Genomic DNA, 25,682 nt, shown 5'->3' with positions numbered 1-25,682 from the left:
AGCTACGGCGGACAAGTCGCTTTGGTTTGCCCACCCTAGGAAGCCAAGGCTTCCTCACGCCCCCTCATCCAGCGCCACCAGCTCGCGCTTCTTGCGCAGAGACGGCAGCAGCGGCGCGATCAGCAGCACGAGCGCCAGCGTCAGGCACACTCCCGAGATCGGCCGCTGCACGAAGGTCCAGAGATCGCCCTGCGACAGGATCAGCGACTTGCGCAAGTTGTTCTCCATCATCGGCCCCAGCACGAAGGCGAGCACCAGCGGCGCCGGCTCATAGCCGAGTTTGCGCATGAAATAGCCGATGATCCCGAACGCGATCATCACATGGACGTCGAACACGTTGTTGCTCGAGCAATAGACGCCGAGGATCGTGAACAGGATGATCAGGGGAAACAGGATGTTGTAGGGCAGCTTGAGCAGCTGCACCCACATGCCGATCATCGGCAGGTTCAGGATCAGCAGCATGACGTTGCCGATATACATGCTGGCGACGATGCCCCAGAACAGGCCGGGGTTTTGCGTGATCAGCAGTGGCCCCGGCTGCAGGCCGTGAATGACGAAGGCCCCGAGCAGCAGCGCCATCACGACATTCGGCGGGATGCCGAGCGTCATCAGCGGAATGAATGCCCCGCCCGCCGCGGCATTGTTCGCCGATTCCGGTCCCGCGACGCCTTCGATCGCGCCATGCCCGAAACGCTCGGGCGTCTTCGACAGCCGCTTCTCCAGCGCGTAGGAGGCGAAGGACGCCACCACCGCGCCGCCGCCCGGCAGGATGCCGAGGAAGAAGCCGAGGATCGTGCCGCGGCCGACCGGACCTGCGCTCGCCTTCCAGTCCTCTTTGCTGGGCAGGAGATGGGTGATCTTGGTGTTGATGATGTCGCGCTTGATGGCCTGCTCAGTGTTGAGCAGCACCTCGGCGACGCCGAACAGGCCCATCACGACGGGCACGAGGCCGATGCCGTCGATCAGTTCCATGCGGCCGAAGGTCAGCCGCGGCTGCGCGGTGATGCTGTCGAGCCCGACCAGCCCGAGCACGACACCGATGCACGCCATCAGCAGTGCCTTCGGCATCGATCCCTGGGTGAGGAAAGTGAGCACGACGAGGCCGAGCACCATCAGGCTGAAATACTCGGCCGGGCCGAAGGCGATGGCAATGCTGGCAAGCTTCGGCGCCACCAGCATCAGGGCGATCAGCGCAAACGTGCCCGCGGCGAAGGAGCCGAAAGCGGAGATGCCGAGGGCAGGGCCCGCACGGCCCTGCTTCGCCATCTGGTGGCCGTCGATGCAGGTGACGACTGAGGCTGCCTCGCCCGGGATGTTGACCAGGATCGAGGTGGTCGAGCCGCCATACATCGAGCCGTAATAGATGCCGGCCATCATGATGATGCCGGATTCCGGCGTCCCCGACAGCGTCACAGGCAGCAGCAGCGACATGGCCGAGATCGGCCCGATGCCCGGCAGCACGCCGACCAGCGTGCCGATGAAGACGCCGATGAAACAGTAGAGCAGGTTGATCGGCAGCAGCGCGACGCCGAATCCATGGGCCACATTGACAAGCGTATCCATGCGATCAACCGATCCCGAACAGGCCTGAGGGCAACTGGATCAACAGCAGCCGCTTGAGCACCCACCACATGCCTGATGGCACCAGCACGGCGATCGGGATCGCCAAAGTCCAGCGCACCGGATCGATCAGCCGCAACAGCAGCAGCATCAGCGGGATCGACGACAACAGGAACCCGAGCGGCTCCAGCGCGAACGAGAATGCGGTGAGGCAGGCGATGACGAGAAGCGGCTTGCTCCAGCGCACATTCTCCCAGCGCGAGGCCAGTGTCGGACCGCCCTCGGTGACCGCCGAGACGATGATGGTGCCTGCGAACACGCACATCAGGATGCCCGTATAGAACAGCACGTAGCCGGAGCCGGGATCGTTGATGGTGCCGAGCCTGAGCTTCAAGCCCGACCAGATCACGAAGCCGCCAAGCGCAAGCCCGATCACCCCGCCCCAGAGCTCGGAATTGCTGAGGCGGAGCTTGACGTTGGTTTGGTCGTTCATCGCTTCCCTATCGTGCCCCGGACGCAGCGTAGCGCCATAGGTGCGTTCATGCACGTCTTCGACGCGCTATGGCGGTGCGCTGCAGAGCCGGGGCCCATGAGTGTGAACGAAAAAAGTGGTCCAGGCTCTGCGGTGCATCGCTGAAGAAGCGCCGCACCGCGTCCGGGACACGCGGGTGGCTTGGCTCTACTTCTTCGTGAGCCCGAGCGTGCCGATCACCTTGCGTTCGGATTCCGTGACCTCGACGACGAACTTCTTGTAGTCCTCAGTGTTCTTGTAGTTCGGCACCATGTCGTATTTGGCGAGCGTCGCGATCACCGCGGGGTCCTCGAGCGCCTTCTTGAAGGCATCGTGCAACTTGGCGACGATCTTGGGATCCATCCCCTTCGGGCCGGCGATGCCGAACGGAGAATCATAGACCATGGGATAGCCGAGTTCCTTCAGTGTCGGCACATCAGGGTAATTCGGCGAGCGGGCGCCGGTCCATACCATCAGGAGCCGGAGCTTGCCGGCATCGACCAGCGGCCGCCATCCCGTGGAATCCGCCTGAAGCATGGTGTGCTGTCCCAGCACGGCGGCATTGGTCTCTGCACCTCCCTTGAACGGCACCTGCGTCAGCTTGATGCCGGCCATTCCCGCGATCTGCTCCATCCCGATATGCAGCGAAGTGCCGGCACCCGGCGTGGCGTAGGTCACCTTACCCGGGTTCGCCTTGGCGAACTCCACCACGTCCTTCCAGCTCTTGAACTGCGACTCGGCACTGGTCGTGACGCCGAAAGTGTAGCCGGTGAGATGGACGATGTAGCTGAAGTCCTTCGCCGGATCCCACGACACCTCCTGCATCAGCGGCAGGCGGAACACCGTGATCGGGATCTGCGAGATGGTATAGCCGTCAGGCTTCGCGGCCGCCGCCATGGTCGCCGGTCCCACCGTGCCGCCGCCGCCGGCCTTGTTGTCGATCACGATCGGCTGACCCAGGATCTTCGAGGCGCTGTCGGCGATCGCGCGCATCGAGATATCGGTCGATCCGCCGGCCGGCCACGGCACGATCAACGTGATCGGCTTGCTCGGATAGTCCTGCGCACCGGCGGCAGTGGGGAACAATGCGCCCATAACAGCGTACGCCGCGGCAAATGCGATCGTCTTCAGCCCGTATCCCGACATCGAAACGCCTCCCTCGCAGCGGCCCCTTTGGGCCGCCGCCTCTTGTTCTTGTGAGACGATTGTTCCTGAAATCGCGGGAGAAGAAAAGCGCATTGCGCGGACCGCACGTGGCGATCGGTTGGGCCATGCCGGCAGAGCCGGCAGATGCGACAATTCGTCGTTCGGCCGCGTGCCGAGAGGCGGAATTTGAGGGGGGGAGAAGCCGTTAGGCCACGCGCCGGACCATGTTCAGCCTCTCGATGGTGCGGCCGACCTCCGATGCGAGACACGGCTTGCCGAAATAATAGCCCTGCACGGCAGTGCAGCCGCATTCGCGAACGAAATCGAGCTGCTCCTCGGTCTCCACCCCCTCCGCCGTGGTCTCGACGCCGAGCACGGAGCCGAGGCTTGCGATCGTTCGGACGATGGCAACGCTCTCCGGGCTTTCGCCGAGCGTGCCGACGAAGGAGCGGTCGATCTTGATGCGGTCGAAGGGAAACTTGCGCAAATAGCTCAGCGAGGAATAGCCGACGCCGAAATCGTCGAGGCTGACGCGCACCCCTAACGTGCGGAGCTGGTGCAGGATCTCGATCGTCGCCTCGCTGTCATCGAGCAGCGCCGTCTCCGTGACCTCGAGCTCGAGCCGCTGCGGCGGCAGGCCTGCCTCTGCAAGTGCGCTCGTGACCATCGCCACCAGCCCGCGCGCGCGGAACTGCACCGGCGACAGGTTCACCGCGACGGTGACATCGGGCCAGGACGCGGCGGCCGCGCAGGCCGTGCGCAGCACCCATTCGCCGATCGGTACGATCAGCCCGTTCTCCTCTGCAATCGGAATGAACTCGGCCGGAGCGACGAAGCCGCGCGAGGGATGTTTCCAGCGCAGAAGTGCCTCGAAGCCGGTGAGCTCGCAGGAATCGAGCCGCATCTGCGGCTGGAACACCAGGTGGAATTCACGTCCTTCTAGCGCGCCAACCAGATCCTGCTCCAGCGCGTGCCGGCTGCGCGCCTCTTCCTCCATCTCGGGCTCGAACAGCTGATAGGCTCCGCGCCCCCTGGCCTTGGCCTGGTACAGCGCGAGATCGGCGCATTTCATCAGCTCGTCGGCATCGAGCCCATGGTCGGGTGCGATCGCGATGCCGACGGAGACGCCGACATGGATCGACTGGCTCTCCAGCGGCGGCGGATGACCGATGATGTCGACGAGGCGGCGGGCGAGCTCCTCGGCCGATTGCGGCTGCGGTCCGCGCTGGAGGATGGCGAACTCGTCGCCGCCGAGGCGGGCGACGGTATCGTGCTCGCCGACGTTCTCCTTCAGGCGTGCTGCGACCCAGCGCAGCAGGCGGTCGCCTGCGGCATGGCCGAGACGATCGTTGACGGTCTTGAAGTTGTCGAGGTCGAAGCACAGCACGGCCATGGCGCCGCCGGCGATCGCGACCTGGTTCAGTCCTTCGCCCATCTTCTCGCGGAACAGCGTGCGGTTGGGCAGGTCGGTGAGCGAATCGTGCTGCGCCATATGCGCCACCCGGGCCTGGGCCTTGTGACGCTCGGTGACGTCCTCGTAGGTGACGACCCAGCCGCCGTGCTCCATCCGCTTGTGATTGAGCTTGATGATGCGGCCGTCGCTCAAGTGCCGGTGCAACGTGTGCTCGCCCTCGCGCAACCTCTCGACATAGTCGGCATAGAGCTTGGCGCCGGTCATGTTCGGATGGATGCCGAGCTCGCAGCCGTACTCCATGATCTCTCGCATCGAGACGCCGGGCTTCACGATCTCCGGCGACAGCCCGTACATCTCGAGATAACGGCGGTTGCAGACGATCACGCGCAGGCTCGAATCGAGCATGCACAGGCCCTGGCTCATGTTGTTCAATGCAGCGTCGAAGCGCCGATATTGCTCGCCCAGCTCCTCGACCGCGTGCTCGCGCTCAGTGATGTCCTCATAGGTGGCGACGAAGCCGCCCTCGGCGAGTGCGCAGTAGCGCACCGACACCACGGTGTCGTTCGCCATGCGCCGGCGCATTGGCGAGGAATCGCGTTTCGCAATGCTCGTGCAGGCGGCTTCGAGGAGCTGTTGCGGACTGTATTCGGAGGAGAATGCGCCCTTCGCCATCGAACGCTCGATCAGCTCGGCGAGATGCGTGCCGGGCCTGGTCTCCTCCGGCGACAACCGGTAGAACTTGCGGTAGGTGGCGTTGCAGACCCGAAGGCGCATGTCGCTGTCGTAGAAGGCGAGCCCGTGCGCCATGTTCTCCAGCGCCGCATCGAGGATGAAGTTCTGCTGCCTCAGCGTTTCCTCGTATTGCAGCCGCTCCGTGACGTCCTCGTGCACCGTCACCCAGCCGCCGTCGGGCAGGAAGCGGGAGACCGCCTGGACCATCCGTCCGTCGTAACGCATCACCAGCAGGGTTTTCGCCTTCCTGCGGCGCACATCTTCCAGCCGGCTTTCGTAAAATTCGTCGTTCGACATGCCCGGCAGGTTGCCGCGCGACATCCAGTGCTCGATCACCGCACAATGCGGGACGCCCGGCTTCACGATCTCGGGATCGAGATCGTAGAGCTTCAGGAACCGTTCGTTGCAGAGGACGACGCGGCTGTCGACGTCGTACATGATGAGGCCATGCGACATGTTCGCGAGCGCGTGCTGGCTCCGCTCGGTCTGCAGGCATAATTCCGCTTCGAGCCGGGCGAGGCGGCTGACATCGTCGCAGATCGTCATCCAGCCGCCGCCGGGGAGCGGCTTCAGCTCGAGCGACATGACGAGGCCGCTCGCAAGCCGCTGCTCGGTCCGGAACGGCATGCCCGCGGCGATCTGCGCGATCCGCGCCGAATACAACGCGTCGAGCTCGTCTTGCGGAAAGTTGCCGCGCCTCGCGCTGTGCTCAAGCACCTCACGGTAGCTCGTGCCGACCCGCACGATGTCGGCCGACATGTCGAACAGCGTGAGGTAGCGCTGGTTCACCAGCACGATCCGGTTGTCGGCGTCGTAGACGCAGACGCCCTGCTCCATGTGGTCGAGCGCAAGCTGGCTCAGGACGACCAGGGCGTCCGGGCCCTGCTCGCGGCGTGCACCAGGCTCGTTGTCGCGGGTCGACATCATGGGCTCGGCGGGACCTCGGCAGGCAATAGACTTAAAGCAACCTAATTCAGCGGCCGAGGGTAGCGAAGAGGCCGGAAAATTCCCTTAAGCGCGTTAGTTTACGGAGGGTGACCGGCGATGGTGAAGATGTATGTGCCGCGATCTGCACGGTGGAGCCGTACCTCAGGCACCGAACTTTCACCGTCATCCTGAGGTGCCGGAGCGAAAGCGGAGGCCTCGAAGGACGACGGCCCGGCTGCATCCCGCCGTTCACCCTTCGAGGCTCACCACGCTGCGCGCGGTGAGCACCTCAGGATGACGGTGCTGGACTGTTGGCTCTAGGTCTAACTACGGCCCGTACAGCACGAGCTCCGTGTCCGTGAGGTCGCCAAGCTGCGGCCGGTGCGGGCCCTTGAAGTATTTGCGGCCGCGCCGCTCGGTGTAGATGCCGACGAGGCCGGCAACCGGACCGTTGGCATCGACGGCCACCGAGACCTTGCCGAGCCGCAGCAGCAACCGGCCGATGCGGCCGGCGCATTCGGCATATTCCTCGGCACTTCGGCAATAGATCAGCTTCATCGCGGGCGGTGCGATAAAACCGCGGCGGATGCGAACCGGTTGCAGGATGAAGGGGAACGTTCCCTTCGGCGTGCGGCAGACGAGGCTGAGGCAATTGTAGCGCGCATGCCGCGTCAGGAGCTCGGTCTCGGCGTCGGAAAGCCCCTCGATCTCCTTGGCGTGCGGCGCGATAACCTCGATCTCGCTCCAGCGCGGAGCGCGCGCCAGCAGAGGGACCGAGAAGAATATGCCGCGGCAATAGGCGCGAAAGCCCTGCGTCTCGATGATCGGCCAGGTCCACGGCGCCGGGCTGATGTTGAAATAAGTGACGTCCTTGTGCCGCTGGGCGATCTTGGTCAGCAGCGGGGCGTAGTTGCGGTAGGCCGGATCGACATACCAGCTCGACAGGTTGCACCGGATGGCGGTCTCTTCGCCATCCTTACGCGCCGTGTAGATCAAGAGCAGCACGCCGACCGGTGTGCCGCCGTCGTCGAGCATGTAGCCGAAGCGCGGATAGCCCTCCGGCACGGGCCGGAAGGCCTGCCGCCGCAGGCCCTCAACCCAGTATTCGCGCGAACGTCCCGCGAAGCCGCGCGTCAGCAAGTCCGCGATCTTGTCGACGTCGGACTCGGTGATCTCGCGGCATCGGACCTTGGTATGGATCACGCTCGTCTTGCCCGTGGAAATGGTCGACCTCTTACCTTAGCGCCAGCCTTCGCCATGAGCCTCGGCCGCGACCTGCGGCTGCAAGCCCAGGATGTCCCGCACCTTCGCCGGCCAGGCGGAAAGGTCGGTGCCGTGGGTGTGGAACATGGCGACGGCCAAGCGGTCCATGCCGAAGGCAACGCAGCCGGTATGGGCCGGCTCGCCGTTGGCGTCCTGGATGCCCCAGGTCGTGCCGAAATGCTCGCGGTGATAGTTGAAGCTCATGCAGGCGGTCGGCTGCTCTTCCGAGCGCAGCGGGATAAGGAGCTCGAACTTGAGCTGCTGCTGCTTCTGGCTCACCGCCTTCATCTGGCCGACGCGGCCGAAGAAAGGATCGCTGGCGTAATCGACGCGGAAGGTGAGGCCGAGGTCGCGGGCGATCGCCTGCGCGCGCACCATCCAGCGCTCGCGGAAGTCGGCGACGTCCTCGGGGCTGCCGATGCAGACATATTCGCGCATCCGGAACGATTGCAGCCGGTCGAGATGCTTCGACGGCTCGCGGCGGAAGCAATCCGCCGCGACGTCGAAGCGCAGGCCGCCCTTCGGCAATTGGCCACGGCTCGCCGCGATCGGGTAGACCGGATAGCAGGCGGCCGGTGACAGCACGAGATCGGCGGGGGACAGCGAACTCGTCCAGTCGCCGCCGGCATCGAAGCGGCTCACCGCGGCATTGATCTCGCGCTCGGTGCCGTGCAGGCCGCAGACGCAGCCGAGCAGGTTCGGAAAGCTCTTGAGGTAGCCGGATTTTTCCAGCTGGGCGCGGCTCATGACCGGCGGGAAGCGCATCACCTCGGTGCCGGTCTCGCGATGGCTGGTGATCAGCGCGGCGAGCTTCTCGACGATCCCCTCATAGAGTGCGGTGCGGGCGTAGACGCCGTCGGCCCCCATGCGGTGGAACAGCTTGTCGGCGAGATGATCGAGCGGATCGATCATCTGCGGGGCGGTGGCGGGCGAGTCGGGGAGGACGGCAATATTCATGGTTCGATGTCCTGCTATCTCAAAATTGTTCTTGTTGATTCAGTCGCCGGGGCATTTCAGTCGCGAAGGCTCGTCGGCACCCCGCTCATCAGCGTCGACGTCGCGGCGTTGGCGAGGATGCGGTCGTTGTTGATCATGATCGGCGACGACAGCACGTCGCGCAGGTGGCGACCCATGGTGAACTCGCCGTCGTTGCGGTAGCCGGAAAGACCCGCGGTGCGCATCGCATGCATCGCGGTCTCGACCGCAAGCTCGGAGGCCTGCACTTTCAGCAGCGTGATGGAGGACTGGAAGTCGAGCGAGGCGAGCGCACGCTCGTCATGCTCGGCCCGCGCGAAAGCGTCGATGTTGGCGGCGATCAGCGCGCGCAGCTTGGCCAGCGACATCTTGGCTGCGGTGAAGTGCGCCGCGGCCGGAGGCATCTGGCCGCCGGAGGAACGCGCCGCCTTGCGGATGAAGGCCTGCGCGCGGGTCACTGCCGCAGCGGCGATGCCGGCCCAGACCGACGACCAGCACAGATGCGCGAACGGCGTCATGGTCTGGGCGTGGATCTTGTCATAGGCTTCAGGGAACACGCGGTCGGCGGGGCAGTCGACCTTCAGCTCGAACCCGGTCGAGCAGGTGCCGCGCATGCCGAGCGTTTCCCAGCCCAGCGTCCGCTTCAGCGAATAATCGTCCCTGGCGAGCGCCAGCAGCACCTGGTCGGAGGCCGCCGCATCGGTGGCGCGGCGGGCGATGGTGACGAGACCGTCGGCCTCGGCGCCGTAGGAGATCACGGTGGCGTCGCGCACCAGCGAGACGGTGTCGCCGGCATGATCGACCGCAGCGGCGCTGGCGCGGATGTTGCCGCCATTCTGGCCCTCGGTGGTGGAGGAGGCGAGTAGCCACTGGTCGCGGGCGACCCGGCGCATCATGGTCTCCATCCAGGGAATGCCATGGCCGTGCCTGATGATGCAGGCGACCTTGGTCTGGTGCATCGCGTAGATCATCGCGGTGGACGCGCAGGCGCGTCCGAGCGTGTAGCAGATGTCGGTGACGTCATGGATCGAAGCGCCGAAGCCGCCGAACTCGACCGGAACCATCACGCCGAGCAGCTTCTGCTCACGTGCGACCCCGAACGCCTTGTGTGGGAAACGGGCGTCGCGATCGACCCCGTCTGCGTCGGCCGCTGCAGCGGCGGCGGTCCGGGCGGCGCGCTCGATCAGGGAGGGACCCTGCTCGAGGAAGCTCGTCTGCATCTCGTCGACAGTAAGGACCGCTTCACGCACGTTCATGCTCGTCCGCCTCCGTTTTGCCGTTCGAGATCGCCGGCATCATTCGCGATGCCGCCGGTGATCCTCCGGCCATCTTTGCTTGTGAGACGAGGCTACGGATTTAATTCAAATTCGTCGATGAAATAGAGGGTAAACAAAGCCCAATTCCGGACGAACAGTTAAGGGCCGGTTGTTTGCATCACCGGATTCTCCGGCATCGCGTTAGGACTCTGGAAGAAGCCTGAATTCCGGACAATCTGAGTCATCGTTTACTAAGAAACGCGAAGTATTGGTGATGCCCATTGCAGGACCGGCGAGCCGTGCCCATCGTAGCCGGCAGTCCGGTCCGACCTCGTTAGACAGATGGGAATTTGCCGATGCAGGCCTTCAATACCGACGTGCGCAATCGCATCATCAAGCTGGTGAAGGGCATCCTCGAACAGAATTCACTCACCGCAGACGTCACGTCTTCCGCCAAGCTCGTTGATGTCGGCCTGACGTCGATGGACATGGTCAATCTGATGCTCGGCGTCGAAGCCGAGTTCGATTTCACCATCCCGCAATCCGAGATCACGCCGGAGAATTTCCAGTCCGTCGAGACGCTGGAGCGGATGATCGCGACCCAGCTGCAGCCGGCGACCGCGGCGTAGGTTAGGCGCCACTGCCTTCTTCGCCGTCGTCCCTCCGAACGCAGGGACGACGCTGAGCGCGAGATCTCGTCATCGCTCCTTCACAGTACCTCTGCTCCAACAACCCGTTCCAAAACCGCCGCAAAGCTGGCATAGCTTAACCATGTCACACATGGCGGACAGGTTGGAGCGGGCATGACGCAGGCGGTATTGGGTATCATCGGCGGCTCGGGCATCTATGACCTCCCGGGCCTCGAGGGTGCGCGCGAAGAGGTGATCAAGAGCCCCTGGGGCGAGCCGTCTGCGCCTTTGCGGCGTGGCTCCATCGCCGGCCTGCCCATCGTGTTCCTGCCGCGGCATGACAAGGGCCACCGGCTGTCCCCCTCCGACATCAATTATCGCGCCAATATCGACGTGCTGAAGCGGGCCGGCGTCACCGACCTGATCTCGCTCTCGGCCTGCGGCTCCTTCAGGGAGGAACTGCCGCCCGGGACTTTCGTTCTCGTCGACCAGTTCGTCGACCGTACCTACAAGCGAGAGAGCTCGTTCTTCGGCCGCGGCTGCGTCGCGCATGTGTCGATGGCGCATCCGGTCTCGCCGCGGCTGCGCATCCATCTCGCGGCGGCGGCCGAAGCCGAGGGCATCGCGGTCGCGCGCGGCGGCACCTATGTCTGCATGGAAGGGCCGCAATTCTCCACTTATGCGGAAAGCACGACCTACAAGACATCAGGCTATTCCGTGATCGGCATGACCAACATGCCCGAGGCGAAGCTCGCACGCGAGGCGGAGATCTGCTACGCCACGGTCGCGATGGTGACTGATTTCGACTGCTGGCATCCCGATCACGATGCCGTCACCGTTCAGGACATCATCCGCGTGCTGACCTCGAACGCCGACAAGGCGAAGGCGCTGGTGGCGCGGCTGGCAAAGGATTTTCCGCGCGAGCACGAGCCGTGCCCGATTGGTTCGGACCGTGCGCTCGACACCGCGCTGATCACGGCGCCGGAGGCGCGCGATCCGGAGCTTCTGAAGAAGCTCGACGCTGTGGCAGGCCGAATCCTGCGGGCGTGATGTGAAAGGCAGAATGCTATGAAGGTCGACGGCAAGCATTTCCGCAGCATCTGGCGCGTGCGTGACGGCTGGTCGGTCGGTGCGATCGACCAGCGCCGATTGCCGCACGAGTTCGTCATCGCGCGCCTCACCTCCTGCGAGGACGCGGCCACCGCGATCCGCGACATGCTGGTGCGCGGCGCGCCGCTGATCGGTGCCACCGCGGCCTATGGAATGGCACTCGCGATGCGCGAGGATGCCTCGGATGCAGGCCTGAAACGCGCCTATGACGCGCTCGTCGTGGCGCGGCCGACCGCGATCAATCTGAAATGGGCCCTGGACGAGATGCGGGCGACGCTCGCGCCGATCGACCCCCTTGAAAGGGCCGAAGTGGCCTATGCGCGCGCCGACGAGATCGTCGAGCAGGACGTCGAGATCAATCGCGGCATTGCCGGCAACGGTCTGAAGCTGATCGAGGCAATCGCGGCGAAGAAGCCGGGGCAGGCGGTCAACGTGCTGACCCATTGCAACGCCGGCTGGCTCGCCACCGTCGATTGGGGCACGGCGACGGCGCCGATCTATCTCGCGCATGAGCGCGGCCTCCAGATCCATGTCTGGGTCGACGAGACCCGTCCGCGCAACCAGGGCGCCTCGCTGACGGCCTGGGAACTCGGCCATCACGGCGTGCCGCACACCGTGATCCCGGACAATACCGGCGGACACCTGATGCAGCATGGCATGGTCGATCTTGCCATCGTCGGCACCGACCGCGTCGCCGCCAATGGCGACGTCTGCAACAAGATCGGCACCTATCTGAAGGCGCTTGCTGCGCATGACAATGGCGTGCCGTTCTACGTCGCGCTGCCGTCGCCGACGATCGACTTCGCCGTCCATGACGGCATTCGCGACATCCCGATCGAGCAGCGCAGCGGCACGGAGGTCACTGACATGACCGGCCGTACCGCCGATGGAAGGCTGGAGACGGTTCGTATCGTCCCGGAGAACTCGCCGGTCGCGAACTACGCGTTCGACGTGACGCCGGCGCGGCTCGTCACCGGCCTCATCACCGAACGCGGCGTGCTGAAGGCGGATCGCGACTCCCTGGCGGCGGCGTTTCCCGAGCGCATCGCCGCTGCGGCGGAGTAGGCTCCCGTAGGGTGGGCAAAGGCGCGAAGCGCCGTGCCCACCATATGCTGGTGGTGGGCACGCTGCACTTTGCCCACCCTACGGTTGCGGAATGAGTTGCGCTAGTTGAGCTTCAGCCCAGTCGCCGCTTCCAGCTCGGCGATCGCCTGTGCGCCGCTCGTCACCTTGATGGTGGTCATGCCCATCTCGCGCGCGGGCTTGAGGTTGACGCCGAGATCGTCGAGATAGACGCAGTCCTTCGGATCGACCTTCAGTGTGTCTACCATTAGCGCGTAGATGCGCGGGTCAGGCTTGCGCAGTCCGATCTTGGCGGATTCGATGACGTGATCGAACAGCACCATCACTTCGGCGATGTAGAGGGAGCGTCCCGTCATGCTGCCGATGGCGTTCGCCGGCAAATTGTTGGTGATGCAGCCGGTCTTGAACTGCGCCTTGATGCGCTTCAGAGCCTCGACCATCTCCGGGCGCAGATCGCCCTGCAGCAGCGGCAGCACGTCACGGCCGCGCACTTCCGCGCCAAGCGCGAGCGATTCGGCGGCGAACAATTCGTCGAAGGTGTCGATGTCCACCTCGGCCCGCTCGAACTTGGCCCAGGCGTTCTCCAGATGGTTGGCGGCGTTGGTGCGCCGGATGATGTCGATGGGCAGGCCGCGCTCGGTCTCGAACCGCGTGAACGCCTCGAATGGTGAGCTCGTCAGCACGCCGCCAAAATCAAAGATTACAGCCTCGATCGTCAATGTCCTGCCCTCGTCAATTCCTTTCCAAGAGGGCTAGCATGCGCTATCGGCAAGAGCCAGTCCGAAGCCGTCTCCCTCCTTCACCGATGCTGACGCCAAAGCGTGTTCCCATGAAGAAGCTCGCCACGTTCATCGCAGCAGCGACGCTGCTCGCCACGCCTGCCCACGCCATCGTCGGCGGCGGCACGCCGCAGGCCGATGGTGTCGCGCGCGCCGTCGTCACCATCGTCGGATCGCGGGGCAATTTCTGCACCGGCAGCCTGATCACCTCGAAGGTGGTGTTGACAGTCGCTCATTGCGTGCAGCCCGGCGCCGACTACAAGATCGTCGATCGCGGCGCGGACGGCCAGCCGCAATTGCTGAACGTCCGCGCCGTCGCGATCCATCCGAATTTCAATATGCAAGCGATGCAGGCGCACCGCGCCACCGCCGACGTGGCGCTGCTGCAGCTGGAAATTCCATTCAAGGGAAAATCCACGGTGACGGTCGGCACGCCGACGATTCCAATTCAGGTCGGCAGCCGCTTCGTCATTGCCGGCATCGGCGTCACCGTGCGCGGTGAAGGCAAGAGCGGCGGCACGACGCGCGTTGCCGGCCTCGTAGCCACAGGGCAGCCCGGCACGCTCCAGATTCGCCTGGTTGATCCCGTAACCAACGGTGTTCGCGACGGAATTGGCGCCTGCACCGGCGATTCCGGCGGCCCCGTGTTCGAGGACAGGCCGAATGGTCCCGTGCTCGTCGGGCTCATCAGCTGGTCGACAGGGCCGAACGGCGCCGCCGGTTGCGGCGGATTGACCGGCGTCACGCCGCTCACGCTCTATCGCGACTGGATCTTGCAGACCGCGCGGAGCTGGGGTGCGGCGCTGTGATTTGACCGCGACTTGATCTATGTCATTTTGTAGCGGAAGCGCGGCGGGCGAAGCTGCCCGGCGCGGAGGAAACGCGCCGTCCGGTCAAGGACGGCCACAAAAACAAGCAAGGCATAGAAACAACAATGAATGTCGCTGTTCGCAGTCACGCCACGGCCAAACAGGCTTCTGAACATTTCGACGTGCTGATCGTCGGCGCCGGCATCTCCGGCATCGGTAGCGCCTATCACATCCAGAAGCAGCTTCCGGGCACGAGCTACGTCATCCTGGAGACGCAGGAGACATTCGGCGGCACCTGGAGCACACATCGCTATCCCGGCATTCGTTCCGACAGCGATCTCCATACCTTCGGTTACAGCTTCAAGCCGTGGGTCGGTCCGCCGATTGCGACCGCCGAGGAAATCCTCTCCTATATGAAAGAGGTGATCGATGACAACGATATCGCGCGGCACATCCGCTACAAGCACAAGATCAATTCGGCGAGCTGGTCGAGCGAGCGCAATCTCTGGACCATCGAAGCGGTAACGACCGACACCGGCGAGTCCAGAGCATTCACCGCCAACTTCCTCTGGATGTGCCAGGGCTATTATCGCCACTCAGAAGGCTACACGCCGCAATGGAAGGGCATGGACCGCTTCAAGGGCCGCATCGTCCATCCGCAGACATGGCCCGACGACATTGACCTCGCGAACAAGAAGGTGGTGGTGATCGGCTCGGGTGCGACGGCGGCAACGCTGGTGCCGAACATCGCGGACAAATGCACGCATGTCACCATGCTCCAGCGCTCGCCGACCTATTTCCGCTTGGGGCGCAACGCCATCGAGATTGCCGAGGAATTGCGCCGGCTCCAGGTCGACGAGGCCTGGATCCACGAGATCGTCCGCCGCAAGATCCTGTTCGAGCAGGATGCCTTCACCAAGCTCTGCGTGTCCAAGCCCGAGCAGGTGAAGAAGGAGCTGATCGGCCAGATCAGCGCCGTGCTCGGTCCCGATTACGACGTCGAGACACACTTCACGCCGACCTACCGGCCGTGGCGGCAGCGCATCGCCTTCGTGCCGGATGCCGACCTGTTCAAGGGCATTGCCAGCGGCAAGGCCTCCGTCGTCACCGACGAGATCGAGTGCTTCGTCGAGAACGGCATCCAGCTGAAATCGGGCAAGCTGCTCGAAGCCGAAATCATCGTGACCGCAACCGGCTTCAATCTCGCCGCGCTCGGCGACATCGCTTTCGAGATCGACGGCAAGCCGCTCGCCTTCGGCGACACCGTCACCTATCGCGGCATGATGTTCACGGGCGTTCCGAACATGGTCTGGGTGTTCGGCTATTTCCGCGCCAGCTGGACGCTGCGCGTCGATCTCGTCGCCGATTTCGTCTGCCGGTTGCTCGGTCACATGAAGGCGAAGGGCGCGAGGAAGGTCGAGGTGAAACTGCGCCCCGAAGACCACAACATGCCGATCCTGCCCTGGATCGATCCGGAGAACTTCAACCCCGGCTACATGATGCGCAACATGGGCCTGTTGCCCAAGCGCGGCGACAAGCCGGAATGGCAGCACAGCCAGGATTACTGGATCGAGAAGGACGAGATCCCGAAGACGGACCTGGACGACAAGGCGTTCGTTTACGGGTGAGTGGGGCGGAGGCGGAAGTTGCGGTGGACGCGCTCGCCACACACTCCACTGTCGTCCCGGGGCGCGAAGCGAACCCAGGACCCCTAATCACAGGGAGCGGTGGTTACGGGGATTCGGAGTTACCAACTCGCGCCGAAACTATTCCCTGTGGTTATGGATCCCGGATCTGCGCTACGCTTGTCCGGGACGACACCGGTTGTTGGGTCGGTGGCGTGTCAACTCACGCTCACGAATTCCGCCTCGTCGCATTCGCCGCAATGGCCGCCGCGGCCGTCCGGTTCTCCACGCCGAGCTTGGCGTAGATCTGTTCGAGATGCTTGTCGACCGTGCGCGGGCTGAGACCCAAAATCTGCGCGATGTCGCGGTTGGTCTTGCCCTTGCTGAGCCAGGCCAGAACCTCTCCCTCGCGCGTGGTAAGGCCGAGCTCGCTGGTGAATTCGGGTGGCAGCGCGGTGCCGGACTCCCTGGAGAGCCGCAGCAGGAACTCGTTCGGCGCGGTCTCACCCATGTAGAAGAGCCGAAGTTGCGGATTGTCGGGCAAGGAGGCGCCTTGCGACTTCGAGCTGCCCTTGGCCTTGGCCTGCTCCAGCCATTGCAGCAGCGCTGGGGGCAGGACGAAATCGTCGGCCTGCGCGCCGTGATGGTCGGACAGCAATTTCTGCGCCTGCGGCGTCGCCCACAGCACGTTGCCCTGGCGGTTGACCGCGAACAAGAACCGGCCGGAGACGTCGAGCGCGGTCCGGGCGCTCTGGGTCAGCCGGGCATTGCCGAGATGGACGCGGATACGCGCCAGCATTTCCTCGATCACGATCGGTTTGGTCACGTAGTCGACGCCGCCAGCTTCAAGCCCGCGCACGATGTGTTCGGTCTCGGCAAGGCCCGTCATGAAGATCACGGGCACGTTGGCGAGACCGGCATCGCGCTTGAGCCGGCGGCAGGTCTCGAAGCCGTCGATGCCGGGCATCACGGCATCGAGCAGAATGATGTCGGGCGTGATCTGGTCGATGATGCGCATCGCCGCGGCGCCGTCGAGCGCCACCATGACCGTCATGCCGGCGCCGTCGAGCGCGTCGGTGAGCAGCCGCAGCGTCTCCGGAGAGTCATCGACAACGAGCGCGACGTCGCGCTTCTTCGACTCAATGTTCATACGCGTGCAACGTCTTCAATGTGGCCATGTACTGGTCGAGATCGAAGCGATCGACCAGCGACCGCATCTGCGCGACGAAGTCGGCATGCTCAGGATGTTCGCTGCCGATCTCGTCCAGCTTCAACTGGATACCCTTGACGTAGCCGATCTGGCCGAGCCCGATCAGCGCCTCGATGTGCCGCACCGGCGGCTTTGATCCGGTCTCGGGACGCCAGAACGGCACCGCGATCTCGTCCGAACCGTATTGCCATTCGATCTTGAGCAGGTGGCGGATCGTCTCCAGGAGCCGCGGGATGTCGATCGGCTTCATCAGATAGCCGTCGTGGAAAGGTTGCGCCAGCGGAGCGCCGTGGGCCTCCAACGCGCTTGCCGACACCATGAGGATGCGCGCCTGGTGATGGCCGCTCGCGCGCAAGGCCTCGGCCACGGTCCAACCGTCCATGGCAGGCATCGAGATGTCGAGCAGGAACAGATCGGGCCGGCAATGCTGTGCCAGCGCGAGGCAGCCAGCGCCGTCCGGCGCGCTGAGCAGGATGAAACCGAGCGGCGTCAGCACCTCGCGCAGGAGATCGCGATGCACGGGGTCATCGTCGGTAACGAGGATGGTCTTGCGCGCGCCGTGATAGCCGGAGACCGGGGCCTCGACCGGCGCGATGCGCCGGGGATTGGTGACCTCCGAGAGCAGGACCTTGACCTTGAACGTTGATCCGGTGCCGACCGTGCTCGTGACCTTGATATCGCCGCCCATCACGCCGGCGAGCAGGCGGCTGATGGTCAGGCCGAGCCCGGTCCCGGTCTGCGGCTGCGAGACGCCGAGCGCACCGCGCTCGAAGGGTGCGAAGATGCGTTCGAGATCGTCGCCCCGGATGCCGGGGCCGGTGTCGATCACCTCGAACTCGGCAACTGGGCTGCGATAGTGCACCACGAACTGCACACTGCCCGCCTGGGTGAACTTGATGGCGTTCGAGAGCAGGTTGATCAGCACCTGACGCAGACGCTTCTCGTCGGCATAGACCACGCGCGGCAACGACGCCGGCCGCCCGAACACGAAATCGACGCCCCTGGCTGCGGCCTGAAGGCGGAACATGCCGACGAGCTGATCGAGGAATTCGCCGAGGTGCACCTCGTCGCGCGACAGATACAGCCGCCCGGCCTCGATCTTGGAGATGTCCAGGATGCCGTCGATCAGGCCGGACAGGTGGTCGGCGCTGCGGCGGACGACGCGGACCTGGTCGCGCGGCTTCGGGCCCAGTGTCGTATCCTGCTCGAGCAGCTGGGCATAGCCGCTGATCGCGTTCAGCGGCGAGCGCAGCTCATGGCTCAGGCCCACCACGTAGCGGCTCTTGGCCAAATTGGCGGATTCGGCGACCTCCTTGGCACGTTGGAGCTCGGCGTCGGTGCGCTTGTGCGCGTCGATCTCCTGGATCAGGAGCGTGGTCTGCCGCCGCGTCTCGGCCTCGGCGGCGCGGCGGCTCTGCTGTGCCAGCACGAACAGCCAGGCAACCACGCCGATGATGATGCTGAGCGAGAAGAACACCTTCCACAGCACGTCGGAGACGAGCTCGTTCTCGCCATGGACGCTCGCCGATGTCTGCAGATAGATCAGTCCCAGCACCAGGGCGACCAGGCCGGCGGAGACCACGAACACGCCGATATAGTGGCCGAGCTGCGAGTTGATCCGGGCGTAGATCGGTTGCGGCATCAGCTTGCCCAGCGTCTCTGCCACTTGCGCCTGGATTCGTGCATGCGGCTTGCAGAGGTCGTGGCAGCGCGCGTCCAGCGAACAGCACAGCGAGCAGATCGGCCCTGCGTAAGCGGGACAGGAGGCCATGTCCTCCGGCTCGAACGCGTGCTCGCAGATACAGCACTGGATCGCCTCGAGGTTCTGCCAACTCCGCTTCGGCTTGCGCGCGATGTAGTACTTGCCGTCCGTGGCCCAGGCAATCAACGGCGCGGCGAGGAAGGCCACTGCGAGCGCTATGAAGGCCGACAGCGCCCTCGCGGTAGGTCCGAACAGGCCGTAAAAGGCGCTGATGGAGACGACGGTTGCGATCGTCATCGCGCCGACGCCGACCGGATTGACGTCGTAGAGATGCGCGCGCTTGAATTCGATCTGCTGCGGCCGCAATCCAAGCGGCTTGTTGACGACGAGATCGGCGACCAGCGCGCCGACCCAGGCGATCGCGACGTTCGAATAGAGCGCCAGCGTCTGCTCCAGGGCCTTGTAGACGCCGATCTCCATCAACAGCAGTGCCACGATGACGTTGAAGACCAGCCAGACCACGCGCCCGGGATGGCTGTGGGTCAAACGCGAGAAGAAGTTCGACCAGGCGATCGAGCCGGCATAGGCGTTGGTGACGTTGATCTTGACCTGCGACAGGATCACGAAGGTGCCGGTCAACGCCAGTGCGAGCTCGGGCTGCGACAGCACATAGCGGAACGCTTCGAGATACATGTGCGCCGGCTCGGCGGCCTCCTCGGGAGGCACGCCGTGGCTGAGCGCGAAGAAGGCGAGAAACGAGCCGGCCAGGAGCTTCAGCGCGCCGAGCACGATCCAGCCCGGTCCTGCGCTCATCAGCGCCATCCACCAGGAAAACCTCGAGGCGCGGCGGTCGCGCGGCAGAAAGCGCAGGAAGTCGACCTGCTCACCGATCTGCGCCACCAGGGAAAACACCACCGAGGCCGCAACGCCGAACAGCAACAGATCGAAATGTCCGTTGAGATCGCCGTGCTCGCCCGAGAACTTGCGCCATTCCGCAAAGGAGTGCGGGTTGTGCCAGGCAATCGCCGCGAACGGAATGATGTGAAGGATCACCCATAGCGGTTGCGTCCACAATTGGAAGCGGCTGATCAGCGTGATGCCGTAGGCCACCAGCGGGATGATGACGACGGCGCTGATGAGATAGCCGACCGGCCGCGGAATCCCGAAGCACATTTCGAGTGCGGACGCGAGGATCACGGCCTCGATCGCAAAGAAGATGAAGGTGAAGGACGCGTAGATCAGCGATGTGACGGTCGATCCGATGTAGCCGAAGCCGGCGCCCCGCGTCAGCAGGTCGATGTCGATGCCGCACTTGGCCGCATAATACGCAATGGGCACCCCGCAGCAGAAGATGATGATCGAAACCACGAGGATGGCGGCAGTCGCGTTGGTGACGCCATAGTTCAGCGTGATGGTGCCGCCGATCGCCTCCATCGCCAGGAACGAGATCGCGCCCAGGGCCGTGTTGGCGACGCGGGCGGCGGACCAGCGGCGTGCGCTCTTGGCGGTGAACCGCAGGGCGTAGTCTTCCAGAGTCTGGTTGGCGACCCATTGGTTGTACTGGCGCCTGACGCGGTCTATTCGCTGCCGCCCTGCCACTGAACCCCCACTCCCGATACGGACCCGGACCCCTCGCAAATTCCGTACCAGAAGCCTACGTCGGCATTTTGCGGTGCAGTATACGCGATCTTGCGTATGCTTGCGCTGCATAAATTCGAGCCATCCTCACGGCACCAATAGCGCGTTCTCGAACAAAAGTGGGGTGCTCATGTCAGACGAAGCAAACAAGGGCCTGTTGTCGCCGCTTCGGCGCAAATTGTTGATGGGGATGGCGGCCGTGCCGGCCGTCACGATGCTGCCGCGGGCATCCTTTGCGCAGGCCCCGGCGACCTCGGCGGTCAACACCACGGGTCTCGCGGTCACCGACACCGAGGTGACGGTCGGCATCCTGCACTCGGCGACCGGCACCATGGCGATCTCCGAGACCGGCTCGATCGAGGCCGAAAAGCTCGCGATCGAGCAGATCAACGCGGCGGGCGGCGTCCTCGGGCGCAAGATCAAGTTCATCCAGGAGGACGGCGCCTCCGATTGGCCGACCTTCGCCGAAAAGGCCAAGAAGCTGCTGGTCAACGACAAGGTCGCGGCCATCATGGGCTGCTGGACCTCGGCCTCGCGCAAGGCGGTGCTGCCGGTCGTCGAGCAGTACAACGGCATGCTCTACTACCCGACCTTCTACGAAGGCCTCGAGCAGTCCAAGAACGTGATCTACACCGGCCAGGAGGCGACCCAGCAGATTCTCGCCGGCCTGAACTGGATCGCCAAGGAGAAGGGCGCGAAGACGTTCTTCTTCATCGGCTCCGACTACATCTGGCCGCGCACCTCGAACAAGATCGCGCGCAAGCACGTCGAGAACGTCCTGAAGGGCAAGGTCGTCGGCGAGGAGTACTATGCGCTCGGCTCGACGCAGTTCAACTCGGTCATCAACAAGATCAAGCTGACCAAGCCCGACGTGATCTTCACCGACGTCGTCGGCGGCTCCAACGTCGCCTTCTACAAGCAGCTCAAGGCCGCCGGCATCGACCTCGCCAAGCAGCCGCTGCTGACGATCTCGGTCACCGAGGACGAAATCGACGGCATCGGTGGCGAGAACATTGCGGGCGCGTACGCCTGCATGAAGTACTTCCAGTCGCTCGACAATCCCAACAACAAGGCCTTCGTGCCCGCCTTCAAGAAGATGTGGGGCGAGAAGACCGTGATCGGAGACGTCACCCAGGCTGCCTATCTCGGACCGTGGCTGTGGAAGCTGACGGTCGAGAAGGCTGGCTCCTTCGACGTCGACAAGATCGCGGCGGCGTCGCCCGGTGTCGAGTTCAAGGGGGCCCCGGAAGGTTACGTCCGCATCCACGAGAACCATCATCTCTGGTCGAAGACCCGGGTGGGTCGCGCCAAGCTCGATGGCCAGTTCGAGCTGATCTACGAGACCGCCGATCTCGTCGAGCCCGATCCGTTCCCGAAGGGTTACCAGTAAGCGGCATCCGTCGCGCTTTCTCCCCGATACCAAGCCGCTCCCTGGCGTGGATCGCAAGTCCATGCCTCAAGCCCCCGCGTCGCGCACCTGCTCGCGACGCGGGACCCCATCTCGACGGAGGACCTAGATGTTCGGCGACTATTCGATTGGCGACCTTGGCTCGATCTTCGTCATGCAGGGTTTTGCCGGACTGATCCTGTTCTCCGTCTATGTCCTCATGGCCCTCGGGCTTGCCATCATCTTCGGCCAGATGGGCGTCATCAACATGGCCCATGGCGAGTTCATGATCCTCGGGGCCTACGTCACCTGGATGACCTCAAATCTCTTCCAGGCCTACATGCCGAGCCTGTTCGGCGGCTACTTCTTCCTCGCGATGATCCTGGCCTTCATCGCATCCGGCGCACTGGGCATGCTGGTGGAGTGGGTGCTGATACGGCACCTCTACAAGCGCCCGCTCGACACGCTGCTCGCCACCTGGGGTCTCAGCCTGATGCTTCAGCAGGCTTATCGCTCCGTGTTCGGCGCGCGTGAGGTCGGCGTCGAGCTGCCGCAGTGGATGCTCGGCTCGCTGCACGTGACCGAGAGCATTGAAGTGCCGATCAACGGCGTCTTCGTGATGGGCCTCACCGTGCTGATCACCGTCTCCGTCGCCTATGTTCTCTACCTGTCGCGCTGGGGTCGCCAGGTCCGCGCGGTGGTGCAGAACCGCATCATGGCCGGCGCGGTCGGCATCAACACCGAGAAGGTCGATCGCTATACGTTCGGACTCGGCTGCGGCATTGCGGGTGTCGCCGGCAGCGCCTTCACCATGATCGGCTCCACCGGGCCGACCTCCGGTCAGCTCTATATCGTCGACACGTTCCTGGTCGTCGTGTTCGGCGGCGCCGCGAGCCTGCTCGGCACCATCGCCTCGGCCTTCTCGATCTCGCAGACGCAATCGACCCTCGAGTTCTTCATGTCGGGCTCGATGGCCAAGGTGCTCACGCTGCTCGCTGTCGTCGGCATCCTGATGCTGCGGCCGCAGGGTCTCTTCGCCCTCAAAGTCCGCAAATAACGAGAAGCAGGCAAGCCATGATCATCAACTCACGCTTCTTCAATCGCTCCGAACTCACGGGCTTTGTCGTCCTCGCCGCCGTGTTGTTCGTGATCCTGCCGCTGTCGCTGGACGTATTCCGCCTCAACCTCGTCGCGAAATACCTGACCTACGCCTTCGTTGCGATCGGCCTCGTGCTGTGCTGGGGCTATGGTGGAATTCTCAGCCTGGGGCAGGGCGTGTTCTTCGGCCTCGGCGGCTACTGCATGGCGATGTTCCTCAAGCTCGAGGCTTCGAGCGTCGAGAACACCAAGATCCAGTCGACGCCCGGCATTCCCGACTTCATGGACTGGAATCAGATCACGTCGCTGCCGTTGTTCTGGCAACCGTTTCACAGCCTGACCTTCACCATCCTTGCCATCATTCTGGTTCCCGGTCTCTTCGCCCTGATCATCGGCACTGCGATGTTCAAGCGTCGCGTCGGCGGCACCTACTTCGCGATCATCACCCAGGCGGTCGCCGCCATCCTGACCATCCTGATCGTCGGGCAGCAGGGCTACACCGGCGGCATCAACGGCATGACCGACCTCCGCACGCTCAAGGGGTGGGACATCCGGCCCGACCACGCCAAGGTCATCCTGTACTTCGTCGAGGTGGTGCTGTTGTTCGCCTGCATCGGCATCGCGCAGTTCATCCGCTTGACCAAGCTCGGCCGCATCCTGGTGGCGATGCGCGAGCAGGAGGACCGCGTCCGCTTCTCCGGCTACAGCGTCGCCAACTTCAAGATCTTCGCCTTCTGCATGGCCGCGATCTTCGCCGCGATCGGCGGCGCCATGTTCGCGCTCAACGTCGGTTTCATGTCGCCGTCCTTTGTCGGCATCGTGCCGTCGATCGAGATGGTGATCTACACCGCCGTCGGCGGACGGACGTCGATCTTCGGCGCGGTTTGGGGAGCCATCCTGGTGAACTTCGCCAAGACCAGCCTGTCGGAATCCTTCCCGCAGCTCTGGCTGTTCGGCCTCGGCGCGCTGTTCATCGCGGTCGTGCTTGCCTTCCCGAACGGCCTGTCCGGGCTCTGGGCCGACTACGTGCAGCCGCGCATCGACCGGCTGTTCGCCTCGCGCAAGACGAAGGCGGGCTGGAACGACAATTCGGTCGCCGACGGCGCACCGGCAGAGTGAGGGGACCATCATGCTCGTCGGTCATCAGCCGAAGGAATTCCTGCTCGCGGTCTCCGGACTGACCGTCTCGTTCGACGGGTTCAAGGCAGTCAACGATCTCTCCTTCTATGTCGAGGAGAACGAGATCCGCGTCATCATCGGTCCCAACGGCGCCGGCAAGACCACGGTGCTCGACCTGATCTGCGGCAAGACCAAGGCGACCTCGGGCTCGATTCAGTTTCGTGGCAAGGAGCTCACGAAGATGAAGGAGAACGAGATCGTGCAGACCGGCGTCGGGCGCAAGTTCCAGACGCCGTCGGTCTTCGAGGACCTCACGGTCTTCGAGAACCTCGAGATCTCGTTTCCGCGCGGTCGCACCGTGTTCGGCTCGCTGACCTTTCAGCGCGACCAGCCGGTGAAGGGCCGGGTGGAGGAGGTCGCGGAGATGATCTTTCTCAAGGACAAGCTCAACACCTATGCCGCCGAGCTAAGCCACGGCCAGAAGCAGTGGCTCGAGATCGGCATGCTGCTGATCCAGGACCCGGACCTGTTGATGTTGGACGAGCCCGTCGCCGGCATGAGCGTGTCGGAGCGCGCCAAGACCGCCGAGCTGCTCAACCGCATCATCCAGAACCGTTCCGTGCTGGTGATCGAGCACGACATGAAGTTCGTCGAGGACATCGCGCACAAGGTCACCGTGCTGCACCAGGGCCAGATCCTCTCGGAGGGCACCATGGAGAAGGTGAAGAACGATCCAAAGGTCATCGAAGTCTATCTGGGCCACTGAGACATGACGAAGGTGAGTGAAACAGTTGCGGCTCGGGCGGTGCACCTCTCCCCTTGTGGGAGAGGTCGGATCGCATCGCCAGATGCGATCCGGGTGAGGGGTGTCTCTCCGCGTGTCAAACTGCCTCGTGCATCCGCGGATGCAAACCCCTCATCCGTCGCGGACTGCGTCCGCGCCACCTTCTCCCGCAAGGGGAGAAGGAAGGCGTTCGTGCCTCATCATTCACTCTGAACCAGGAACACGCTGATGCTGGCAATCTCCGATCTCCACGTCGCCTATGGGCAGAGCGAGGTGCTGCACGGCCTCAACGTCAAGGTAGCGCCCAACGAGATCGTTGCGATCATGGGTCGCAACGGCATGGGCAAGACCACGCTGATGAAGTCGCTGATGGGAATCCTGCCGGCCAAAAGCGGCTCGGTGTCCATGGACGGCACCGAGCTCGGCAGCCTCAAGAGCTACGAGCGCGTCGCCAAGGGCCTCGCCTATGTGCCGCAGGGCCGCATGATCTTCTCGACCATGACGGTGGAGGAGAACATCGAGACCGGGCTCGTCGTCTCCGGCGGCTCCGAGGTGCCCGGCGACATCTACGAATTGTTTCCGGTCCTGCTCGAGATGAAGGGCCGCCGCGGCGGCAATCTCTCCGGCGGCCAGCAGCAGCAGCTCGCGATCGCGCGTGCGCTCGCGACCAAGCCGAAAGTGCTGCTGCTGGACGAGCCGACCGAGGGCATCCAGCCGTCGATCATCAAGGAGATGGCGCGCACCCTCAAGCGCATCCGCGACGAGAAGGGCCTCTCGATCGTCGTATCCGAGCAGGTCCTGAGCTTCGCGCTCGACATCGCCGACCGCGTGCTGGTGATCGAGAACGGCGAGATCGTCCGTGACGATCGGCGCGATGCCGTCGATGCCGCGCAAGTCTCGAAATATCTGTCCGTCTAACCAACCG

Annotated in this window: 20 protein-coding genes; 10 read left to right on the top strand and 10 right to left on the bottom strand. The window is 64.1% G+C overall.

The genetic code is table 11. The features are described 5' to 3' along the window. Positions 1-54: 54 nt before the first annotated feature. The 7 genes from FJV43_RS15330 to FJV43_RS15300 form a co-directional block, all read right to left on the bottom strand. Positions 55-1,563 (bottom strand): tripartite tricarboxylate transporter permease, encoded by a 1,509-nt coding sequence (locus tag FJV43_RS15330; protein WP_239628188.1) that lies wholly within the window; start codon positions 1,561-1,563, stop codon positions 55-57. A gap of 4 nt (positions 1,564-1,567) precedes the next feature. Next, complete coding sequence (locus tag FJV43_RS15325; protein ID WP_239628185.1) at positions 1,568-2,053, bottom strand: tripartite tricarboxylate transporter TctB family protein; 486 nt, start codon at positions 2,051-2,053, stop codon at positions 1,568-1,570. Positions 2,054-2,239: 186 nt separating this feature from the next. Then, positions 2,240-3,217 (bottom strand): tripartite tricarboxylate transporter substrate binding protein, encoded by a 978-nt coding sequence (locus FJV43_RS15320; protein ID WP_239628184.1) that lies wholly within the window; start codon positions 3,215-3,217, stop codon positions 2,240-2,242. A gap of 205 nt (positions 3,218-3,422) precedes the next feature. Then, on the bottom strand, positions 3,423-6,290 hold the full coding sequence (locus tag FJV43_RS15315; protein WP_239628183.1) for a PAS-domain containing protein: 2,868 nt from the start codon (positions 6,288-6,290) through the stop codon (positions 3,423-3,425). 327 nt (positions 6,291-6,617) lie between these two features. Further along, positions 6,618-7,493 (bottom strand): acyl-CoA acyltransferase, encoded by an 876-nt coding sequence (locus FJV43_RS15310; protein ID WP_239628181.1) that lies wholly within the window; start codon positions 7,491-7,493, stop codon positions 6,618-6,620. A gap of 36 nt (positions 7,494-7,529) precedes the next feature. After that, on the bottom strand, positions 7,530-8,510 hold the full coding sequence (locus FJV43_RS15305; protein ID WP_239628179.1) for an amino acid--[acyl-carrier-protein] ligase: 981 nt from the start codon (positions 8,508-8,510) through the stop codon (positions 7,530-7,532). Between the two features lie 56 nt (positions 8,511-8,566). After that, entirely contained in the window at positions 8,567-9,784 is a 1,218-nt protein-coding gene (locus FJV43_RS15300; RefSeq protein ID WP_239628177.1) for an acyl-CoA dehydrogenase family protein, read from the bottom strand. A gap of 356 nt (positions 9,785-10,140) precedes the next feature. Between FJV43_RS15300 and FJV43_RS15295 the strand changes: the two genes are divergently transcribed. From FJV43_RS15295 to mtnA, 3 genes are all read left to right on the top strand, one after another. After that, on the top strand, positions 10,141-10,413 hold the full coding sequence (locus tag FJV43_RS15295) for a phosphopantetheine-binding protein (protein WP_028180428.1): 273 nt from the start codon (positions 10,141-10,143) through the stop codon (positions 10,411-10,413). Positions 10,414-10,587: 174 nt separating this feature from the next. Beyond that, positions 10,588-11,463, top strand: coding sequence for an S-methyl-5'-thioadenosine phosphorylase (locus FJV43_RS15290; RefSeq protein WP_239628176.1), 876 nt, complete (start codon positions 10,588-10,590; stop codon positions 11,461-11,463). An 18-nt stretch (positions 11,464-11,481) separates the two neighbouring features. Next, positions 11,482-12,588 carry an S-methyl-5-thioribose-1-phosphate isomerase gene (gene mtnA / locus FJV43_RS15285; RefSeq protein WP_239628173.1) on the top strand — a complete coding sequence of 369 codons (1,107 nt, stop codon included), beginning with the start codon at positions 11,482-11,484 and terminating at the stop codon, positions 12,586-12,588. Between the two features lie 101 nt (positions 12,589-12,689). On the opposite strand, the gene FJV43_RS15280 is transcribed toward mtnA, so the two are convergent. Then, positions 12,690-13,325, bottom strand: a complete 636-nt coding sequence (locus FJV43_RS15280; RefSeq protein ID WP_239628172.1) for an HAD-IA family hydrolase — start codon at positions 13,323-13,325, stop codon at positions 12,690-12,692. Between the two features lie 110 nt (positions 13,326-13,435). Here FJV43_RS15280 and FJV43_RS15275 point away from each other — a divergent pair, with 110 nt between their 5' ends. Then, the gene (locus tag FJV43_RS15275; RefSeq protein ID WP_239628170.1) at positions 13,436-14,194 is read left to right on the top strand and encodes a trypsin-like serine protease; all 759 of its coding nucleotides are present in this window, start codon (positions 13,436-13,438) and stop codon (positions 14,192-14,194) included. 125 nt (positions 14,195-14,319) lie between these two features. Next, entirely contained in the window at positions 14,320-15,822 is a 1,503-nt protein-coding gene (locus FJV43_RS15270) for an NAD(P)/FAD-dependent oxidoreductase (RefSeq protein ID WP_239628168.1), read from the top strand. Positions 15,823-16,048: 226 nt separating this feature from the next. Here FJV43_RS15270 and FJV43_RS15265 read toward each other — a convergent pair whose 3' ends face one another. Both FJV43_RS15265 and FJV43_RS15260 read right to left on the bottom strand, forming a co-directional pair. Next, complete coding sequence (locus FJV43_RS15265; protein ID WP_035672991.1) at positions 16,049-16,969, bottom strand: response regulator; 921 nt, start codon at positions 16,967-16,969, stop codon at positions 16,049-16,051. Continuing rightward, the gene (locus FJV43_RS15260) at positions 16,959-20,330 is read right to left on the bottom strand and encodes an ATP-binding protein (RefSeq protein WP_239628167.1); all 3,372 of its coding nucleotides are present in this window, start codon (positions 20,328-20,330) and stop codon (positions 16,959-16,961) included. The genes FJV43_RS15265 and FJV43_RS15260 overlap by 11 nt, the downstream gene beginning before the upstream one ends. A gap of 169 nt (positions 20,331-20,499) precedes the next feature. Here FJV43_RS15260 and urtA point away from each other — a divergent pair, with 169 nt between their 5' ends. The 5 genes from urtA (at position 20,500) to urtE (ending at position 25,675) form a co-directional block, all read left to right on the top strand. Next, positions 20,500-21,759 carry an urea ABC transporter substrate-binding protein gene (urtA, locus tag FJV43_RS15255; RefSeq protein WP_028180849.1) on the top strand — a complete coding sequence of 420 codons (1,260 nt, stop codon included), beginning with the start codon at positions 20,500-20,502 and terminating at the stop codon, positions 21,757-21,759. A gap of 127 nt (positions 21,760-21,886) precedes the next feature. After that, on the top strand, positions 21,887-22,813 hold the full coding sequence (gene urtB, locus FJV43_RS15250) for an urea ABC transporter permease subunit UrtB (RefSeq protein ID WP_239628165.1): 927 nt from the start codon (positions 21,887-21,889) through the stop codon (positions 22,811-22,813). A 17-nt stretch (positions 22,814-22,830) separates the two neighbouring features. Then, complete coding sequence (gene urtC, locus FJV43_RS15245) at positions 22,831-23,973, top strand: urea ABC transporter permease subunit UrtC (protein ID WP_239628163.1); 1,143 nt, start codon at positions 22,831-22,833, stop codon at positions 23,971-23,973. Positions 23,974-23,983: 10 nt separating this feature from the next. Beyond that, on the top strand, positions 23,984-24,739 hold the full coding sequence (gene urtD / locus FJV43_RS15240; RefSeq protein WP_239628161.1) for an urea ABC transporter ATP-binding protein UrtD: 756 nt from the start codon (positions 23,984-23,986) through the stop codon (positions 24,737-24,739). A gap of 246 nt (positions 24,740-24,985) precedes the next feature. Next, positions 24,986-25,675 (top strand): urea ABC transporter ATP-binding subunit UrtE, encoded by a 690-nt coding sequence (urtE, locus tag FJV43_RS15235; protein ID WP_239628160.1) that lies wholly within the window; start codon positions 24,986-24,988, stop codon positions 25,673-25,675. Positions 25,676-25,682 lie beyond the last annotated feature (7 nt).

It is taken from the genome of Bradyrhizobium sp. I71 (assembly GCF_022354745.1).
Classification (GTDB): Bacteria; Pseudomonadota; Alphaproteobacteria; order Rhizobiales; family Xanthobacteraceae; genus Bradyrhizobium; species Bradyrhizobium liaoningense.
Note: the sequence above shows the minus strand (reverse complement) of the source record. Positions and strands in the feature narration are given on the sequence as shown.

Bases quoted from the DNA above. Each gene is read 5' to 3' on its own strand.
- FJV43_RS15330 (WP_239628188.1), bottom strand. From the start codon at position 1,563: ATGGATACGCTTGTCAATGTGGCCCATGGATTCGGCGTCGCGCTGCTG.
- FJV43_RS15325 (WP_239628185.1), bottom strand. From the start codon at position 2,053: ATGAACGACCAAACCAACGTCAAGCTCCGCCTCAGCAATTCCGAGCTC.
- FJV43_RS15320 (WP_239628184.1), bottom strand. From the start codon at position 3,217: ATGTCGGGATACGGGCTGAAGACGATCGCATTTGCCGCGGCGTACGCT.
- FJV43_RS15315 (WP_239628183.1), bottom strand. From the start codon at position 6,290: ATGATGTCGACCCGCGACAACGAGCCTGGTGCACGCCGCGAGCAGGGC.
- FJV43_RS15305 (WP_239628179.1), bottom strand. From the start codon at position 8,510: ATGAATATTGCCGTCCTCCCCGACTCGCCCGCCACCGCCCCGCAGATG.
- FJV43_RS15300 (WP_239628177.1), bottom strand. From the start codon at position 9,784: ATGAACGTGCGTGAAGCGGTCCTTACTGTCGACGAGATGCAGACGAGC.
- FJV43_RS15295 (WP_028180428.1), top strand. From the start codon at position 10,141: ATGCAGGCCTTCAATACCGACGTGCGCAATCGCATCATCAAGCTGGTG.
- FJV43_RS15290 (WP_239628176.1), top strand. From the start codon at position 10,588: ATGACGCAGGCGGTATTGGGTATCATCGGCGGCTCGGGCATCTATGAC.
- mtnA (WP_239628173.1), top strand. From the start codon at position 11,482: ATGAAGGTCGACGGCAAGCATTTCCGCAGCATCTGGCGCGTGCGTGAC.
- FJV43_RS15275 (WP_239628170.1), top strand. From the start codon at position 13,436: ATGAAGAAGCTCGCCACGTTCATCGCAGCAGCGACGCTGCTCGCCACG.
- FJV43_RS15270 (WP_239628168.1), top strand. From the start codon at position 14,320: ATGAATGTCGCTGTTCGCAGTCACGCCACGGCCAAACAGGCTTCTGAA.
- FJV43_RS15265 (WP_035672991.1), bottom strand. From the start codon at position 16,969: ATGAACATTGAGTCGAAGAAGCGCGACGTCGCGCTCGTTGTCGATGAC.
- urtA (WP_028180849.1), top strand. From the start codon at position 20,500: ATGTCAGACGAAGCAAACAAGGGCCTGTTGTCGCCGCTTCGGCGCAAA.
- urtB (WP_239628165.1), top strand. From the start codon at position 21,887: ATGTTCGGCGACTATTCGATTGGCGACCTTGGCTCGATCTTCGTCATG.
- urtC (WP_239628163.1), top strand. From the start codon at position 22,831: ATGATCATCAACTCACGCTTCTTCAATCGCTCCGAACTCACGGGCTTT.
- urtD (WP_239628161.1), top strand. From the start codon at position 23,984: ATGCTCGTCGGTCATCAGCCGAAGGAATTCCTGCTCGCGGTCTCCGGA.
- urtE (WP_239628160.1), top strand. From the start codon at position 24,986: ATGCTGGCAATCTCCGATCTCCACGTCGCCTATGGGCAGAGCGAGGTG.